Origin of the sequence: Leyella stercorea (assembly GCF_021531355.1) — a bacterium.
Lineage (GTDB): Bacteria > Bacteroidota > Bacteroidia > Bacteroidales > Bacteroidaceae > Prevotella.
In genome coordinates this window covers 22,433-37,622 of the sequence record NZ_JADYTS010000027.1, presented here as the reverse complement: position 1 = coordinate 37,622, position 15,190 = coordinate 22,433, and the positions used below count along the sequence as shown (strand labels likewise).

Annotated in this window: 16 protein-coding genes and 1 pseudogene; 5 read left to right on the top strand and 12 right to left on the bottom strand. The window is 46.8% G+C overall.

Annotation, left to right across the window (positions count from 1 at the left end; translation table 11 throughout):
- Positions 1-30: 30 nt before the first annotated feature.
- Both I6E38_RS07600 and I6E38_RS07595 read right to left on the bottom strand, forming a co-directional pair.
- Positions 31-309 carry a hypothetical protein gene (locus I6E38_RS07600; RefSeq protein WP_235393402.1) on the bottom strand — a complete coding sequence of 93 codons (279 nt, stop codon included), beginning with the start codon at positions 307-309 and terminating at the stop codon, positions 31-33.
- A gap of 201 nt (positions 310-510) precedes the next feature.
- Positions 511-1,254 carry a phage antirepressor gene (locus I6E38_RS07595; RefSeq protein WP_235393401.1) on the bottom strand — a complete coding sequence of 248 codons (744 nt, stop codon included), beginning with the start codon at positions 1,252-1,254 and terminating at the stop codon, positions 511-513.
- A 262-nt stretch (positions 1,255-1,516) separates the two neighbouring features.
- Between I6E38_RS07595 and I6E38_RS07590 the strand changes: the two genes are divergently transcribed.
- Positions 1,517-2,485, top strand: coding sequence for a XamI family restriction endonuclease (locus tag I6E38_RS07590; RefSeq protein WP_235393400.1), 969 nt, complete (start codon positions 1,517-1,519; stop codon positions 2,483-2,485).
- On the top strand, positions 2,482-4,032 hold the full coding sequence (locus tag I6E38_RS07585) for an Eco57I restriction-modification methylase domain-containing protein (RefSeq protein WP_235393399.1): 1,551 nt from the start codon (positions 2,482-2,484) through the stop codon (positions 4,030-4,032). Before I6E38_RS07590 ends, I6E38_RS07585 begins: the two co-directional genes overlap by 4 nt.
- A gap of 132 nt (positions 4,033-4,164) precedes the next feature.
- Here I6E38_RS07585 and I6E38_RS07580 read toward each other — a convergent pair whose 3' ends face one another.
- The 5 genes and pseudogenes from I6E38_RS07580 to I6E38_RS07560 form a co-directional block, all read right to left on the bottom strand.
- The gene (locus I6E38_RS07580) at positions 4,165-4,626 is read right to left on the bottom strand and encodes a hypothetical protein (protein WP_235393398.1); all 462 of its coding nucleotides are present in this window, start codon (positions 4,624-4,626) and stop codon (positions 4,165-4,167) included.
- A gap of 21 nt (positions 4,627-4,647) precedes the next feature.
- Positions 4,648-5,325, bottom strand: a complete 678-nt coding sequence (locus I6E38_RS07575) for a hypothetical protein (RefSeq protein WP_235393397.1) — start codon at positions 5,323-5,325, stop codon at positions 4,648-4,650.
- Positions 5,282-6,268 (bottom strand): hypothetical protein, encoded by a 987-nt coding sequence (locus tag I6E38_RS07570; protein ID WP_235393396.1) that lies wholly within the window; start codon positions 6,266-6,268, stop codon positions 5,282-5,284. Before I6E38_RS07570 ends, I6E38_RS07575 begins: the two co-directional genes overlap by 44 nt.
- A gap of 179 nt (positions 6,269-6,447) precedes the next feature.
- On the bottom strand, positions 6,448-6,759 hold the full coding sequence (locus I6E38_RS07565; protein WP_235393395.1) for a DNA cytosine methyltransferase: 312 nt from the start codon (positions 6,757-6,759) through the stop codon (positions 6,448-6,450).
- Between the two features lie 7 nt (positions 6,760-6,766).
- Positions 6,767-6,910, bottom strand: a pseudogene (locus I6E38_RS07560) (HindVP family restriction endonuclease); the annotation flags it as partial.
- A 486-nt stretch (positions 6,911-7,396) separates the two neighbouring features.
- Here I6E38_RS07560 and I6E38_RS07555 point away from each other — a divergent pair.
- Genes I6E38_RS07555 through I6E38_RS07545 form a run of 3 tightly spaced genes read left to right on the top strand, consistent with a single transcriptional unit; the run spans position 7,397 to position 8,459 of the window.
- Positions 7,397-7,840 (top strand): HU family DNA-binding protein, encoded by a 444-nt coding sequence (locus I6E38_RS07555; protein WP_235393393.1) that lies wholly within the window; start codon positions 7,397-7,399, stop codon positions 7,838-7,840.
- A 47-nt stretch (positions 7,841-7,887) separates the two neighbouring features.
- A complete protein-coding gene (locus I6E38_RS07550) occupies positions 7,888-8,310 on the top strand; it encodes an HU family DNA-binding protein (protein ID WP_235393392.1) in 423 nt (140 codons plus the stop codon).
- Positions 8,311-8,357: 47 nt separating this feature from the next.
- Positions 8,358-8,459, top strand: coding sequence for a smalltalk protein (locus I6E38_RS07545; protein ID WP_235393391.1), 102 nt, complete (start codon positions 8,358-8,360; stop codon positions 8,457-8,459).
- 178 nt (positions 8,460-8,637) lie between these two features.
- On the opposite strand, the gene I6E38_RS07540 is transcribed toward I6E38_RS07545, so the two are convergent.
- From I6E38_RS07540 to I6E38_RS07520, 5 genes are all read right to left on the bottom strand, one after another.
- Positions 8,638-9,411, bottom strand: coding sequence for an acyl-[acyl-carrier-protein] thioesterase (locus I6E38_RS07540; RefSeq protein ID WP_235393390.1), 774 nt, complete (start codon positions 9,409-9,411; stop codon positions 8,638-8,640).
- A gap of 73 nt (positions 9,412-9,484) precedes the next feature.
- Entirely contained in the window at positions 9,485-10,012 is a 528-nt protein-coding gene (gene ilvN / locus I6E38_RS07535) for an acetolactate synthase small subunit (protein WP_235393389.1), read from the bottom strand.
- Positions 10,013-10,035: 23 nt separating this feature from the next.
- Positions 10,036-11,751, bottom strand: coding sequence for a biosynthetic-type acetolactate synthase large subunit (ilvB, locus tag I6E38_RS07530; protein WP_235393403.1), 1,716 nt, complete (start codon positions 11,749-11,751; stop codon positions 10,036-10,038).
- 290 nt (positions 11,752-12,041) lie between these two features.
- Positions 12,042-13,841 carry a dihydroxy-acid dehydratase gene (gene ilvD, locus I6E38_RS07525; RefSeq protein ID WP_235393388.1) on the bottom strand — a complete coding sequence of 600 codons (1,800 nt, stop codon included), beginning with the start codon at positions 13,839-13,841 and terminating at the stop codon, positions 12,042-12,044.
- Positions 13,842-14,088: 247 nt separating this feature from the next.
- The gene (locus tag I6E38_RS07520; RefSeq protein WP_235393387.1) at positions 14,089-15,099 is read right to left on the bottom strand and encodes an endonuclease/exonuclease/phosphatase family protein; all 1,011 of its coding nucleotides are present in this window, start codon (positions 15,097-15,099) and stop codon (positions 14,089-14,091) included.
- Positions 15,100-15,190: the final 91 nt, after the last annotated feature.

The following is a 15,190-nucleotide window of genomic DNA, read 5'->3' as shown; positions in this document are numbered from 1 at the left end:
GCCTTGTGAGGGGCAAGGGGGTGGGGCTTCCTACTTAATCTTCGCAATATCCGTAACAAGGATATCCTGATAATGTGCCCCGTTATACTCTCGTGTAGAGAAGCGCAGCGTCACAGCCACAAGGTCGCCCGGACTGAATCGGCATCCTGCCGTATTGCCGAGCATAGCTGCCACATACTGGTTCTCGTACTTGCCGCCAAGTTCCTGAAGCATGATGTTGCACTTCATAGTCTGGCCACTCTCCGTCTTCTGACTCTGTACAGCGAAAGCCTCGCCCTGCTGTACCACTCGCATAATTTTTGTTTCCATATTTTTGAATTTTGAGTTTTGAATTTTGAGTTTTGAATTATCGGCAAAGCCGATTTTGAATTGTTCAGTTTTGAGTTTTGAATTTTGAGTTCTGAATTGTCGCCGTTGGCGATTTTGAATTTTTGATTTAGGAATTCTCAATTCAACATTGAACAATTCCTAATGCGCGTAGCGCACAATTCAAAACTCAAAAATCAAAATTCAAAACTTCCTCAGCTTGCTGAGAAAATACTCCTGTCCCTTCCCCGTCACCTTCGTAGTCACTCTCTCCTCCGTGCCGTGGTGCGTCTTGATCACCGTCACCGACGTAGCGAACAGTCCCTGCTCCACCCATTTCTGAATAGGCTCCGTCGACCGCTTGAAGATATAGCCGTTCTCCCTCATCCAGCGAAACAGTCGTGTGCGTCCCGTAGGATAGCCGTTGCGCGTGAGCAGCTTAGCCAGCTCGCTCATCAGGATGCAGCCGTCGCCCGTAGTCACCGCATCGGCAAACTCCACCTTAGGACGTTGCGCCTCTATCAGCTCCTCCTTCTGCTCCAGCGTTCGATTGAGAATCCTCACCGCCTTGGCCAGAATCGTCTTGTCGTCGTCCTCATTATCAAGAGGAATGTAGCCACCAGTCTTGCGGATTTGCGGAAGCACCTCAGAGGTGACCCAACGCTTAAACTCTCGTGCCCTTGGCAACTTAGACTGGAGGATGAGCGAGTAGAGCCCCGACTCGTTGATGAGAACAGCATTTGATTTATAGTTAGAACCAGTGTCGCGAATTGCGACGGTGGTTTTGTCTTCCACATCAACGTGTTTTCGTAAAGCGTCACGCGAATTGCAGTATCCCAGCACATCCGCCACATCCTTACCGATGAACCAAGGCTCACCATTCTCATCATTCACCGTCCTTATCCTTCCGAACTCCGGACTCTCAAAAATCTTAATCTGATTTGTCATATCATATAAATATTTTTAATTGTTTATAAATAAAATTCCTCGCAACCCCACACAGACAACCGAAGCATGCCGTGAGGATTACGAGGGCAAAGATAGAGAGAAAAAAAGAGGGCAACCGTAATAATACGTGGTCAGTACGTTTGTACTATATCCCCAAAATATAGTTAGATAGGAAAGTTTTCGCAATACCATTTCGTTTTCTTCGTTTTATTTTATATCTTCGCATCCAAAATATAGTTATAAAATAATCCATCAACAAATTATGGCAAGAAAATCAAGTTATATTATAAATAGAAGAAACACAGAATTATGGAAAAAAGATACTATACAATCAATTTCACTTTACAATGACTGGTTTCTGAATTTTGCACCTGCTACATACACAAAAGAACGCAGGCGTGCAATGGAACAAGTAGGATTGGCAATCAACCAAACCAACAATTTTCATTTTACCACCACACACCTAAAAGAACATCCAGAACTTATCACTATTCTGAGAATGGCAACAACTCCCCCTATTGCACGCGAAAGGCTTATGGGATTTTCAGGTGTTAAGCCTTCTTTTATCAAGAATATGGAGAACGGACGTTTGCCACAAAAGCTGTCAGAAGAAGAAAAAGAGGAATGCTTGAACAGGCTTGCTAACGTACTTAACAAATTACTTGACGTAGAATTGTTCTCTTGGATTCAAAGAGGCGAAACACCTACTTTAGAAGAACTTAAAATAGCGGAATGTATTGTAGCAGACAGATTATGCGGAACATTATCTGACCCGATAATACGTAATGAACAAGAAAAAAGACAATTGAAGGTCATTAGCGATTATCTCGTTTCAGAAGGATATACTTTTGTTGACTCTAAAGACGTCGCTTTATTTTCAGATATGGAGCCAGGCACATTCACTTACCACCTTAATGTGCCCGTCAAGATGAGTCGCCTTGGTGTGAATATGCCAATAGATGTCGTTATAAAGCGAATGGGATGCAACGAAGGCTCGTTGCCACTTCTTGTGGAATGCAAATCGGCAGGAGATTTCACCAATACCAATAAACGTAGAAAAGAAGAGGCACAAAAGATAGAACAATTAAAAAACACATATGGGAACAATATTGACTTTGTTCTTTTCTTGTGTGGATATTTTGATAGTGGCTACCTCGGCTACGAAGCGGCCGAAGGTATTGACTGGATATGGGAACATAGGGTAACTGACTTTAAAAAGGCAGGCGTATGAACTTGGACATAGTTTCTTACAACAAAGAGCGTGACAGATTGCAAAAAGCGCTGGATGCACAAAAAACGTCAAAAGAGCGTAATATGAAGGGGCAATTTGCCACTCCATACCCTCTGGCATGCAGCATAATGAAAAAAGCGAAAACTTTCTGTCATAAAAACACAGTTAATTTTATTGAGCCTTCTATCGGGTTAGGAACATTTTATGCAGCTTTTCGCAGCGTGTTTAAAGACACAGCTGGTCATGGGTTAGGTTTTGAAATAGACGATCATTATTATAATCCTGCCCAAGAACTTTGGGCAAAAGAGGACTTAGAACTAAGGAAAGCCGATTTTTTGAAAGCAAGAACAAATGGAGAACAGTTCGATTTGCTTGTAGCCAATCCTCCATATGTAAGACATCATCACATCGAAGCCAATACTAAAAAAGATCTGCAAAAAGAAGTAATGCAAAATACTGGAATTAAGATTTCTGGATTGGCAGGGTTGTATTGCTATTTTCTTATACTCTCGGAGAGGTGGTTGGCAGAAGGAGCTTTGTCTTGTTGGCTGATACCGTCCGAATTTATGGATGTCAATTATGGAAAAGCCGTAAAACAATACTTGCTCGAATGCGTTGACCTCTTATGTGTTCACAAATTCAAGGCAGATGACGTACAATTTGATGACGCACTTGTCAGTTCTACAATAGTATTCTTCAGAAAGGGCAAACCATCAGAAAAAGACATAGAGTTCTCATGTGGAGAAGATGTGAATGTCCCGTCAAAGAAATTGATAATAGACAGAAAAAGCTTGACAGCGTCTGACAAATGGTCTAATATGTTTGTTGAGAATGCAACGAAATTTTCAAGTAATGACGATTGTAGATTAGGAAACTTTTTTACAGTAAAACGTGGAATAGCAACAGGAGACAACGACTTTTTTGTGGTGGACATGGATACCGTAGAGAAATACCATATACCAGAAAAGTTTCTCAAGCCTGTGCTTCCCAGTCCAAGATATTTAAAAGAAGACATCATATTATCTGACAACGAGGGGAATATAGCATTGGAACAAAAACAGTTTTTGTTCTCATGCAATTTGCCTGAGGATATTCTGAGAGAGAAATATCCGAGCGTATGGGAGTATATACAAGAAGGAATAAAACGCGGAATAAATAAAGGTTACATTTGCAGTCATCGCCCTCTTTGGTATTTCTGCGAAGACAGAAAACCTGCTCCTTTTGTCATCCCTTACATGGGACGTGGTGATTCTTCGAAGAAGATGTTTCGTTTCATACTAAACAAAACAAAAGCTATCACAACAAATGTGTATTTGCTACTGTACCCAAAAGAGAATTATTCAAAATGCCTGACAGATACAAATTTGTTGAATGAGGTATGGCAAACCTTGAATGAGGTTACCAGTGAACAATTTGCGATTAACGGTCGTGAATATGGAGGAGGATTGCACAAGTTGGAGCCCAAAGAACTCCTCAATATAAAGGTACCAACTCTTTCTTCCTTATTGATGCCAAGACAGAGCTTTTATGAACCTACTTTGTTTTGAGATATTTTTTAGTTCGCAAGGCGAGAATACGAATAATGTTTTAGTCGTTGAAATATATTGTTCAAGCTTAAAACATTATTCGTATTTATAAGTCCACACACTCTCCAATAAATTTGCTCCAAGGAAAAATCGTTAACGAAGCGATTCCATTATCTGCTTCTTCAAATCTCCGTTAACATTGCGTTCTATTCCGCTTGAATAAGAGTTCTGCAGTCCTGCCACACCCCACAGCGCCTCAAAAGGCACATAACCAGGTCGCGGAACGTTCAGCTTTTCTATCATCACATTGGCAAACACAGCCTTAGCAGCCTTTGTGTCCAAGCGGTTGGTAGGCTGGCGGTCCGTGTCCACCCATCCGGCTTCGATTGCTTTCTCCCATAATTGCTGAGCCTCGGGAGTGTCGAGCAGGGCGAGCGAGTCGGCATTGGCATTAGGCTTGCACGACGTATTTTTACCAGAACCGTGCACAATCTGAATGCCTATGCCTCCAGCCTCCACATTACCAATTTCATTCTCCACATGCTTCTCCATTACCAGGTCGCCCTGTACGGTTATTCCGCTCTTCAATATCTTTTCTAAAAGTTCCTTGTCCATAATAAGTTTGATAATTCAATTTTAATTACTAGCTCCTACGCTAACTCCCACGCCTCCCGAGGCAACTCCATTCACCTCATTAGCCACGTGCTTCTGCATTACCAAGTCGCCCGTTATATTATATATCTTCTTGCCGTCATCATTGTTCGCAGCAACATTAGCCAAAGCGTCGAGCAAATCGTCTATCTCCTGCGAGATAAGTGTCATGTCCTCCATGTAGTGCTGCATGAATTGGTGGCGTTCTTCTTCGTCTTCCCTATATGCACACTTGCCAAAACTAAGTGCCAATTCTACAAGCCCTTCTCCATGTCGCTCGGCTATTTGTTGCTCCAACAATCGTGCTGCCCATGTCCATTCTCCATGTCCGCTGTCAAGCATCCATTGCACGGCTGTGTGTAGCGTGACAGTCACGACCGTATGCAAATCTTCGTCTGATGCGCCAGTCTGCTTGTCGTGGCGCAGATAATTCATATTATCGTCGTAGCATCTATCTGCAAAGCGTCGGGCACGTTTGGGGTCGCTGCCTCTGATGGTGTCGATGATGTAAAATGCAAGATAAAGTAGCTCTGAGGCATGGAGTGCGAATGTGCGACAACTGACAAGACAGCGGCTACACACATCCTCTGCCATTTCATAGACGGGAGTGTCGCAGTATTTATCTTCTACCGCGTCGCGTTCTTTTGGGCTGAATAGGTTCATTCTTATAATTGTTGTTCTTCAGTTGACAGAATCGGTTGAGCCAATACACAAGGTCGTAGCTTTGCCCACCCGTCTCAAAGTCGAGAATCGGTTTGCCATCGGCGAAGTCTATAGCCACATTATCGTCCACGCTGAATTGCGCCACGAGGTCGGAACCATAGCGGTAGACACCAAAATTCTTGAACCTCACAGACAAATCATAATTTGACTGTTTCAGGCAGATGTCGGCAATATGCTGCACATCACGACGTATATTGTCCAAGCAAACGCCTTCGTCGGTATTAGCTTTTAGTTCGAAGAGAGCATCGCTTTTCGACTTTTGTGCAAGCATACATATAGCGGCGAGCAGGTCGTTAGCCCGTCGCGACTTTGCCTTTTTGCCATCGTCGGCATAATCGATGCTTATCCTTGTCACATGGTCGTCGAACGTTTTCTTTATTTCGTCCACTACATCCCAAAAGTCGGTTGTCTGTTTTGTCAGTCGTTTTATCTCGATGCTTCGTCTGTATTCACGCATCTTGTACGAAAGACCTATACGCAATATGTCTGCCACCTTGTCGGTGTTGGTTCCAAAAGACGAGTTGCGTTCTATGCCGATAAACTGTCGGTCGGGGCGATTGTCGATGATGACGAGGCAAAAGGGATGATGCTCATGCTCCACGTCCTTTAGATTGATGATGGTGTGCTTGCTGCGGTTGTTCTCCAACGCCATCAGCACCACGCCACCCTCATGACGCAGCACCTGACAACGGAAGATGTCCCAATCCGTGCCCTGTATGTCCTTTGGCACAGTCAGTTCGGTTTGTCTGCCTGTTGTGAACAGACTTCCAAATCGCTGTATGGGGTCGGTGGACTGAGATGGAGCACCGTCGTTAATATCAAACAACTGTGATGTGTTTTCAATAGGTGAGTTCTCGAAAGAATAAAATTTGAATATAGTCATTTTAATTTTTAGTTATTAAGTATCTTAACAGAACTTAGTCCTCTCGCAACATACAGTCGTCAGAGATACTTTTGTATGCATATTGACAAGATGGGTTGAACAGGTTGAGCTGTTGGGGTCTTTTAGGCTTGGCATATGCTGTATCCAAGCGTTTCGCGCCCGAATATCTGAATATTGCATCAGCCACATGTTATGCGAGCATAGCACACGGTCAAGTCACCACGGCCATTGTCCTTATTGCGTTTGCCCGCAGACGAAAAGTCCTGACATGGAGGACCTCCGATTATCATATCCGGTTTAAACTGGCAGATTTTCTCAACCGACTCCTCAACGTTCGACAAGTCGGTTCTTATAGCCGGGTGCGTGAAATTGCGTCTGTACACATCAAGCGCGTCCTGCCAATTGTCAAAGCCGGCAACCACATCCATTCCAGCCTTTTCAAAGCCAAGACTCAATCCGCCACAACCACAAAATAAATCAACTACTTTCATCTTTTCCTTATTCAAACAATTCGGGATGGCTTACGAGATAGGCGTCAAATCTTCTTTCTGGCCTAAGCAGTTTTTGCCCATCACCAAGTATGATATTCTTAATCTCGTTTTTACTGATTCGGGGTGTTTCAAGTTCTGGCGACTTCATGAATACTTCTGTCCGAACAAGCCGGGATCAACACCTTCCACCAGTTGGATTTTCTGTTTTACTTTCTTTGCCATATTATACGTTATATAAAATGCAAAAATAACATTTTTTCCACAAATTTTACCTCAATCAGCCCCACAATTTCATGGAATTTCTCAGCAATGCTGTTAAATCTTGTCATCTTGTCATTTTGTCATCTTGTCATTTTCATTTTCTGAGAGTTGGTTATTTTGGTCTATAGTATAATATAAAAATTTTATATTATACTATAGAGGTTTGACAACGACTTTTTCTTTTTCATTTTGACAAAATGACAAGATGACAAGATGACAATCTACGATGTCTAATGACTTCTCACGTCGTAAGGGACAACTTTGCATGTCGTAAGGGACAACTTTGCACGTCGTAAGGGACAACTATTGCATATACGGAGCAAAGAGCGTAACTTTGCATCATAATCAAATTGTTTAACTAAAATCCCTTTTCAACATGATTAACTACGCACTAAATCAGTCAAATCGCAAGGGCGAGACTAACGGCAAGTGGTACGCTCGCGCCGTGCACCTTGAGACTGTAGACCTCAGAGGTCTTGCCGACCACATGTGCTCTCACCACTGCTCGTACTCTAAGGGTCAAATCCTCGGCCTGCTCGACGACATGGTAATGTGTCTGCGCACATTGACTCTCGCGGGCTACGCTGTCAAGCTGCCCGACCTCGGTATCTTCAAACCCGCCATCCGCTCAAAGGGCGCACTCACCGCTAAGGAGTATAGCGTTAAAGACGACGTGATTGCTACCAGAATCGCCTTTCTCCCATCCGGCAAGATGTGTCTTGGAGAGGATATGTACAATCACAGACTGAAGTTCAAGCGTGTGACGAAGTTCGACAAGTCGCAGTTCGAACCTTCTGAACCGGGAACAGACCAGGGTTAGAATTAAAAACAACAACACAACAATATTAACAACACAAGAACTAAACTATGGCAATACCCGTTAGAATATATCAGAGCAACCGCAAGGGCGAGACCAACGGCAAGTACTACGCCCGAGCCTACTATCGCGAAATGTTCGACCTCCCAAAGCTTGCGCAGCACATGGCCGACCATAACACTAACTTCTCGCGCGGCCAGATACTTGCTATACTTACCGACATGGTGGGATGTATCAAGGAACTGTGCCTTGAGGGCAAGAAGGTGAAGCTCGATAATTTCGGATTCTTCTATCCGTCAATCCGGTCAAAGGGCGCAAACACCGAGAAAGAATTCAGCGCTTTCAGCGATATCATTGGTTGCCGTATCCGCTTCCTGGGTCAGGGCGAGTCGAAAAACGCTGTGTACAACCAGATGGCGAAAGTGTCCGAAGCGGATTGGTACGACGGCCCAAACAAACTCCCACAGCCCTAAACACCTCAACACCTCAACATTTTTAACTCCTTAAAAACCTAAATACCATGAAAAGCTCAAACAAAGAAACTCTCAAGACCGTGCTCCAGTTTATCGTGAGCGTAATCACCGCACTCCTCGCCTCCCTCGGCGTACAGAGCTGCTGTTAATGTTTAATGATTAATGTTTAATTCGTGAGAACGAAGCGGGCTGAACCAACGGCCACCGGCGCATGGCGGAAAGGCAAAGCCCAATAAAACTCATAGAAAAGCAAAACGCCCTGTAGAGGCAAAAGCATTGATAAATAACGCTTTTGCCCTTACAGGGCGCATTGTTTATTATTAGATTTTATCCCTTCTTAGCAAATGTAAGTTTGCATCGGCACACTTCCTTCATTTCGGGACAGTCGTCGGAAGTCTTCTGCACCAATATGTCGCACTCCTCGTCGGAGCGTCGCTCTACCGAGAAGTGGAGCGTGTCGCCGAAGTACGATTCAGCTACATAGGCTATGTCGAGGCGCTTCAGACGGTGGGTCTTGTACCATTCGACGGTCCACATGTCGAGGATGTGCTCTATATACTTCACGGAGTTGATGTGGCCGTTCACGTCTACGTCGCTGTAGTGTGTCTCCACGTGGTGTATGCAGTCGGCAGTCTTAGCCACCTTGACACGCTTGAACGGCTCGATGGGGCACTCCTTCGTGGTTTCGATATACTTCGTGATGAGTCCGTCGCGCTCCTGCAGAATGTCTACGGGCTGACGCGATTCGGTATCAATCATTGCCCAGATACTGCGTCCGTAGCCATACACCTTGCCCTCCTTGTTGCGGATGGCGTAATTGCGACTTGTGAAGAACTTCATGACATTCTCCACCCATGTGTCGATGGTGATGCGGTCGTAGGCTTCGGGCATCTCGTTCATTTCCATTACGAAGCGCGATAGCACCCATGTCTTGTGTACGGTGTTGAGATAGTCCATGCCGTAGCCTCGCTCGTTGGAGTGGAAGTCGGCGGCATTGAGCAGATGGTTGCCCAAGTGTCCGATAAAGATGTGATTGGAGAAATCACAGTGGAATGGTTCCACAAGGAAGTCGTAGCTTCCGATTTTGCTTAGTAGATTCATAAAGATAGATTGATAAAAGCCCCACGTACCGCTCCCCCTACGGGGGAGGGGCTGGAGGTAGGGCTTGTTGTTTTTACATATTCTTATTCTTATGCAGATACTCCGACACAGGCTCGTCCATGCTACGTGTCACGGCAATACGGCCCGAGCGTGAGTATTGCAGCAGACATCCGAAGGAGTTGAGAGCATTGAAGAGGTTCTGCACGTCATCAGTAAGTCCTGCTATCTGTACTGTGGCGTATGTGGGGTTGACCTCCATCATACGCGCACCGCTTCGACGTATCACGCGCGACACTTCCGGGTTCTCCATCATCACCGGTGTTGAAATCTTGTAGATGGCAATCTCATGGATGAAGAGCTCGTTGTCGAGATAGTAGTCGGCCTTGATAACGTCAATCTTGCGCTCTATCTGCTTGGTAATCTTAATTATCTGTTCCTCGTCGCTCCATGCCGTGATGGTGTACTTATGTATTCCCTCTATGCTCGAAGCCGAAACGTTCAGACTCTCTATGTTGACCTGCTGACGGGTGAACACAGCGGTAATCTGATTCAGAATACCAGCTATGTTTTCCGAGTAAACCAGCAATGTATATAGTTCCATTTTTCTCTAATTATTAACTAACACTAAATATTTATCTCAAGCAGCATTTCGTCAACGCTCTTTCCGGGAGGTGTCATCGGCAGCACGTTGTCCTCCTCCTTAATGGCACATTCGAGAATGTACGGACCGGGAGTGGCGAGCATCTTGTCGATGGCAGCATGAAGGTCACCACGGTCAATCACCACATCGTAGTTGAGATGATAGCCGCTGCATATCTGACGATAGTCGGGATTGAGCATCTTGGTGAACGACTGGCGATGGTTGAAGAACATGTCCTGCCACTGGCGCACGTTGCCCAGGTAGTTGTTGTTCATCAGTATCACCTTGACCGGTGCCTGCTGCTCCATAATGGTGCCAAGTTCCTGAATGCTCATCTGGAAGCCACCGTCGCCTGTGAAGAGGCAGATGGTACGGTCTGGAGCACCGAATGTAGCTCCTACAGCAGCCGGAAGTCCGAATCCCATTGTGCCGAGTCCGCCACTTGTCACTACACTCAGCTTGCGCTTGTACTTGAAATAACGGCAAGAGAACATCTGGTTCTGTCCGACATCATTAACCAGAACAGCCTCGCCATCGGTAGCCTCAGCCACGGCATTCACTACCTCGCCCATGAGCAGCGGTCCTTCCTTAGGATGAATGGCTGGCTCGATGACCTTCTCGGTCTCCTGCTGGAGATAAGGCTTGAAGCCTTCTATCCACTCGGTGTGCTCGTTCTTGTTGAGCAGTCGGGTGATGGCAGGCAACGACATCTTGCAGTCGCCTACTACCGACACGTCGGTCTTCACGTTCTTGTCAATCTCTACATTGTCGATGTCGAGATGTATTATCTTAGCCTGCTTGGCGTATGTGTCGAGACGACCAGTCACACGGTCGCTGAAACGCATACCTATGGCTATAATAACATCGGCCTGCTGGGTCATTACGTTAGGAGCATAGCTGCCGTGCATGCCAAGCATTCCGACGTTGAGCGGATGGTCGGACGGCAAAGCCGACAAGCCTAACAAGGTGCGTGCAGCCGGAATATCGGCTTTCTCAAGAAACTCTACGAGTTCGTTCTGCGCTCCACCCAATTCCACTCCATGACCTACAAGCGCCAACGGACGCTTGGCATTGTTGATAAGCTGGGCTGCTGCTGCCACATGGTCGTCCTGAATCTTAGGATACGGCTCGTAGCTGCGTACCGACGTAACCTTAGCCGGCTGCCACTCGCATGTGCTCACCTGTGCACTCTTGGGGAAGTCGATTACGACCGGTCCCGGACGACCTGTGCGTGCAATGTAGAATGCACGGCTTATAGCCCATGCTATATCCTCGGGACGACGTATCTGATAGCTCCATTTGCTGATAGGCTGAGCCAAACCTACGAGGTCGACCTCCTGAAAAGCGTCTGTGCCAAGTGCGCTCACGCCCACCTGTCCGGCAATGACGACAATAGGCGTAGAGTCAATCATGGCATCGGCAACACCTGTCAAAGTGTTGGTAACGCCCGGACCGCTCGTAACCAAGCACACTCCTACCTCACCACTAACGCGCGAGAAACCCTCAGCTGCATGTGCAGCCGCCTGTTCATGACGCACGAGTATATGGTCGAAAGCTTTCTTCTCTCCTCTCGTATAGTCGTAGAGAGCATCAAACACCGGCATTATAGCTCCGCCGGGATAGCCGAAGATGGTTTTAACGCCCTCGTTCTTGAGAGAGCGCATCAAGGCTTCTGCTCCTGTTATCTGTTCCATATATATAAAGCCCCACCCCCTGGAAGGTGTGTCAAAATAGGAGTTATAGGGAGTTTGGGCTTTGCCCGTAGTTAACAGAAGTTAGCGGACAATGGATTAACTTCCTCTTAAATTCCTATAAGTTCCATTTTGACCCCCTCCTCGAAAACTTCTACTTAGAGTTAAAGGGTATTGTCGGGGAATTTTTAATATTATACTTATTTTTTCTCACATTATATTATCAGCCAATCCTTGTCAGCTGCAAGCATACCACTCCCCTCCCTACGGGGGAGGGGCCGGGGGTAGGGCTTAGTTTTTTAGATTATTCTCACTCCACCCTTATCTGCCGAGCTTACACTCTGGGCGTATGCTCGCAATGCCTTGCTTACATGGCGGTCGCGTGTAAGCGGCTGCTGCGGACGGGCTGCAAGTTCCTCGTCGCTGAGCTTCACGTTGATTGAACGGTTGGGGATGTCAATCTCAATGATGTCGCCATCCTTTATCTTTCCGATGTTGCCACCAGCTGCAGCCTCAGGCGAGATGTGTCCGATGCTGAGTCCTGACGTACCGCCCGAGAAACGGCCGTCGGTGATGAGTGCGCACTCCTTGCCGAGGTGCATACTCTTGATATAAGATGTAGGATAGAGCATCTCCTGCATACCCGGACCGCCCTTCGGACCCTCGTGAGTGATGACAACGCAGTCGCCACTCTTGATTTTGCCACCGAGGATGCCCTCGCAAGCTGCCTCCTGTGAGTCGAACACCTTGGCAGGACCGCTGAACTTCCATATTGACGGGTCTACACCTGCTGTCTTAACCACGCATCCGTCCTGGGCAATGTTGCCGAAGAGCACAGCAAGTCCGCCATCCTTGGTGTAGGCGTGAGAGAGCGAGCGGATGCAACCGTTCTCACGGTCGGCATCGAGCGACTCCCACTGGGCATCCTGGCTACCCATCTGTGTAGAGAACTTTCTGCCCGGTGCGCTGTGATAAATACGATCGGCTTCGGCAGAAATGCTTTCGCCTGTAATGTCGTATTCAGCCATAGCCTCGGCAAGCGTCATTCCGTCTACTCGCTTCACGTCGCCGTGAATCAGTCCGCCACGGTTCAGCTCGTTCAATATTCCGAGAATGCCACCTGCACGGTTGCACTCCTGTACGCTATACTTCTGGGTGTTTGGCGAGAGCTTGCACAGGCAAGGCACGTGACGGCTCAAGCGGTCGATGTCAGCCATTGTGAATTCGGTCTCAGCCTCCTGAGCGATAGCGAGCAAGTGGAGCACGGTGTTGGTGCTGCCACCCATGGCAATGTCGAGAGTCATGGCATTGAGGAAAGCGTCGCGAGTGGCTATGCTGCGCGGCAACACGCTCTCGTCGCCGTCCTGATAGTAGGCGAAGGCGTTCTTCACAATCTGGCGTGCAGCAGCCTTGAAGAGTTCGATACGGTTCTTGTGAGTTGCGAGGATAGTGCCGTTGCCTGGCAGAGCCATACCGATAGCCTCGGTAAGAGAGTTCATCGAGTTGGCTGTGAACATGCCCGAGCAACATCCGCATCCCGGACACGAGCACTTCTCTATCTTCTCCAGTTCGTCGTCAGATACTGTCTTGTCGGCACCCTTGATCATAGCTGTGATAAGGTCGGCATTCTCGCCGTTCCATCGTCCAGCCTCCATAGGTCCGCCCGAACAGAACACGGTAGGGATATTTAGGCGCATCGACGCCATAAGCATACCCGGAGTAATCTTGTCGCAATTGGAAATGCAAATCATAGCATCAGCCTTGTGGGCGTTGACCATGTATTCCACCGAGTCGGCGATAATGTCGCGCGACGGCAAAGAATACAGCATACCGTCGTGTCCCATAGCGATACCGTCGTCAATGGCGATGGTGTTGAACTCGGCAGCATAGCAACCCATACTCTCAATTTCCTTCTTCACAATCTGTCCAATCTCATGCAGATGTGTGTGACCTGGCACAAACTGTGTGAACGAGTTGACAATAGCAATAATGGGTTTGCCAAACTGTTCATGTTTCATACCTGCGGCTACCCAAAGAGCGCGAGCTCCTGCCATACGGCGGCCTTCGGTACACACTGCGCTTCTTAACTGATGTTTCATTTGCATATTGTTTCTTATTTTATCTATTTCTTTTATTTTCTCGCATAAAGTGTCCCATATCTATCGCCTTGAATTCATCGTAGGGGCAGGTCGATTTTCTACAATAGCTATCCTTGAACACTATCTATTGCTGCAAAGGTAATCAGATTTTGCATAACTACCAACAATTTAGTTCTAAAAAATCGCATTAATATACGATTTGCAATAAAATCACACATAAACACTTTCGTTTTGTAAGCAATACACTTTACCACTTAAACCTTGCTACAAGGGGCAAATGGTCGCTAAAGCCATTCAGATACCGAGGTCCGAGATAATTGCGACGAGGCTTCACGCCTCCATATTTCTCGTCTCTTTCTATCAGAAATTCGGCATCGTTGACATAACACTCTGTTAAAATATCAGCCAAAGGTCTACTCACAAGTATGTGGTCAAGACTACCCCACAAGCCTTGATAGCGATAAGTTCCCTTGGCACCATTGCATCCCTTGGCTCCTTGCGACACTTCGGTCATACGCTTGCTGCACAACAGCTGTATACTCTCCGAATTGCTGTAGTCGTTGAAGTCGCCAGCAACGATTATCTTTGCTACTGCCGACACATTATTATATATTGAGTCTACCACTGCTGCCACCTGTCTGGCAGCAGCCATACGGAACGGGCGTGAATACTTCTCGCCACCACGACGGCTCGGCAAATGCGCCACTATGACATGCAGAGTGTCGCCCGAAACTGTCACACCCGAAGCATACAGAATGTCGCGAGTGGGGCGCATTCCCTTTATAGGTTTCACTCTTACGCTGTGACTATCTATCAATCTGAACGAATAGGGCGAATACATCAACGCCACATCGATGCCACGCTCGTCGGGCGAATTGGTCATAACATACTCGTAACAGGCATTGCGCAACAAGCTGCGCCGTGTCAAATCATGCAGCACGCTGTCGTTCTCCACCTCGCACAGAGCCACCATATCGGGCAACTGCCAAGACTTGCCATTATTCACTCCTCCCTCTTTCCGCTTTGAAGCTTTGCTTCTTGGCGATAGTTGGTTGGTCACTTGCTGTTCGCCACACGACAATATGGTCTGCCCTATCCTATCCAGCTTCTGCCAATAGCGGGTACGTGTCCAATGATAAGCTCCGCCAGGCAGAAACTCTATGTCGTTCTTCAACGAGTCGTGCTGGCAGTCGAAGAGGTTCTCGCAGTTGAGTTCTACAAATGTGAAGAGGGAGATTAATAGTAGGGACAGAGTCATAAGAAAGATTGATACGTATTTATCAGTTGATGTTAACTTGCACTTCAGTTGATGAACAAGTTAACATCAACTGATGAAAGCGTGTTCATCA

Coding starts and splice junctions, on each gene's coding strand:
- I6E38_RS07600 (WP_235393402.1), bottom strand. CDS start 309: ATGGAAACAAAAATTATGCGAGTGGTACAGCAGGGCGAGGCTTTCGCT.
- I6E38_RS07595 (WP_235393401.1), bottom strand. CDS start 1,254: ATGACAAATCAGATTAAGATTTTTGAGAGTCCGGAGTTCGGAAGGATA.
- I6E38_RS07590 (WP_235393400.1), top strand. CDS start 1,517: ATGGCAAGAAAATCAAGTTATATTATAAATAGAAGAAACACAGAATTA.
- I6E38_RS07585 (WP_235393399.1), top strand. CDS start 2,482: ATGAACTTGGACATAGTTTCTTACAACAAAGAGCGTGACAGATTGCAA.
- I6E38_RS07580 (WP_235393398.1), bottom strand. CDS start 4,626: ATGGACAAGGAACTTTTAGAAAAGATATTGAAGAGCGGAATAACCGTA.
- I6E38_RS07575 (WP_235393397.1), bottom strand. CDS start 5,325: ATGAACCTATTCAGCCCAAAAGAACGCGACGCGGTAGAAGATAAATAC.
- I6E38_RS07570 (WP_235393396.1), bottom strand. CDS start 6,268: ATGACTATATTCAAATTTTATTCTTTCGAGAACTCACCTATTGAAAAC.
- I6E38_RS07565 (WP_235393395.1), bottom strand. CDS start 6,759: ATGAAAGTAGTTGATTTATTTTGTGGTTGTGGCGGATTGAGTCTTGGC.
- I6E38_RS07555 (WP_235393393.1), top strand. CDS start 7,397: ATGATTAACTACGCACTAAATCAGTCAAATCGCAAGGGCGAGACTAAC.
- I6E38_RS07550 (WP_235393392.1), top strand. CDS start 7,888: ATGGCAATACCCGTTAGAATATATCAGAGCAACCGCAAGGGCGAGACC.
- I6E38_RS07545 (WP_235393391.1), top strand. CDS start 8,358: ATGAAAAGCTCAAACAAAGAAACTCTCAAGACCGTGCTCCAGTTTATC.
- I6E38_RS07540 (WP_235393390.1), bottom strand. CDS start 9,411: ATGAATCTACTAAGCAAAATCGGAAGCTACGACTTCCTTGTGGAACCA.
- ilvN (WP_235393389.1), bottom strand. CDS start 10,012: ATGGAACTATATACATTGCTGGTTTACTCGGAAAACATAGCTGGTATT.
- ilvD (WP_235393388.1), bottom strand. CDS start 13,841: ATGAAACATCAGTTAAGAAGCGCAGTGTGTACCGAAGGCCGCCGTATG.
- I6E38_RS07520 (WP_235393387.1), bottom strand. CDS start 15,099: ATGACTCTGTCCCTACTATTAATCTCCCTCTTCACATTTGTAGAACTC.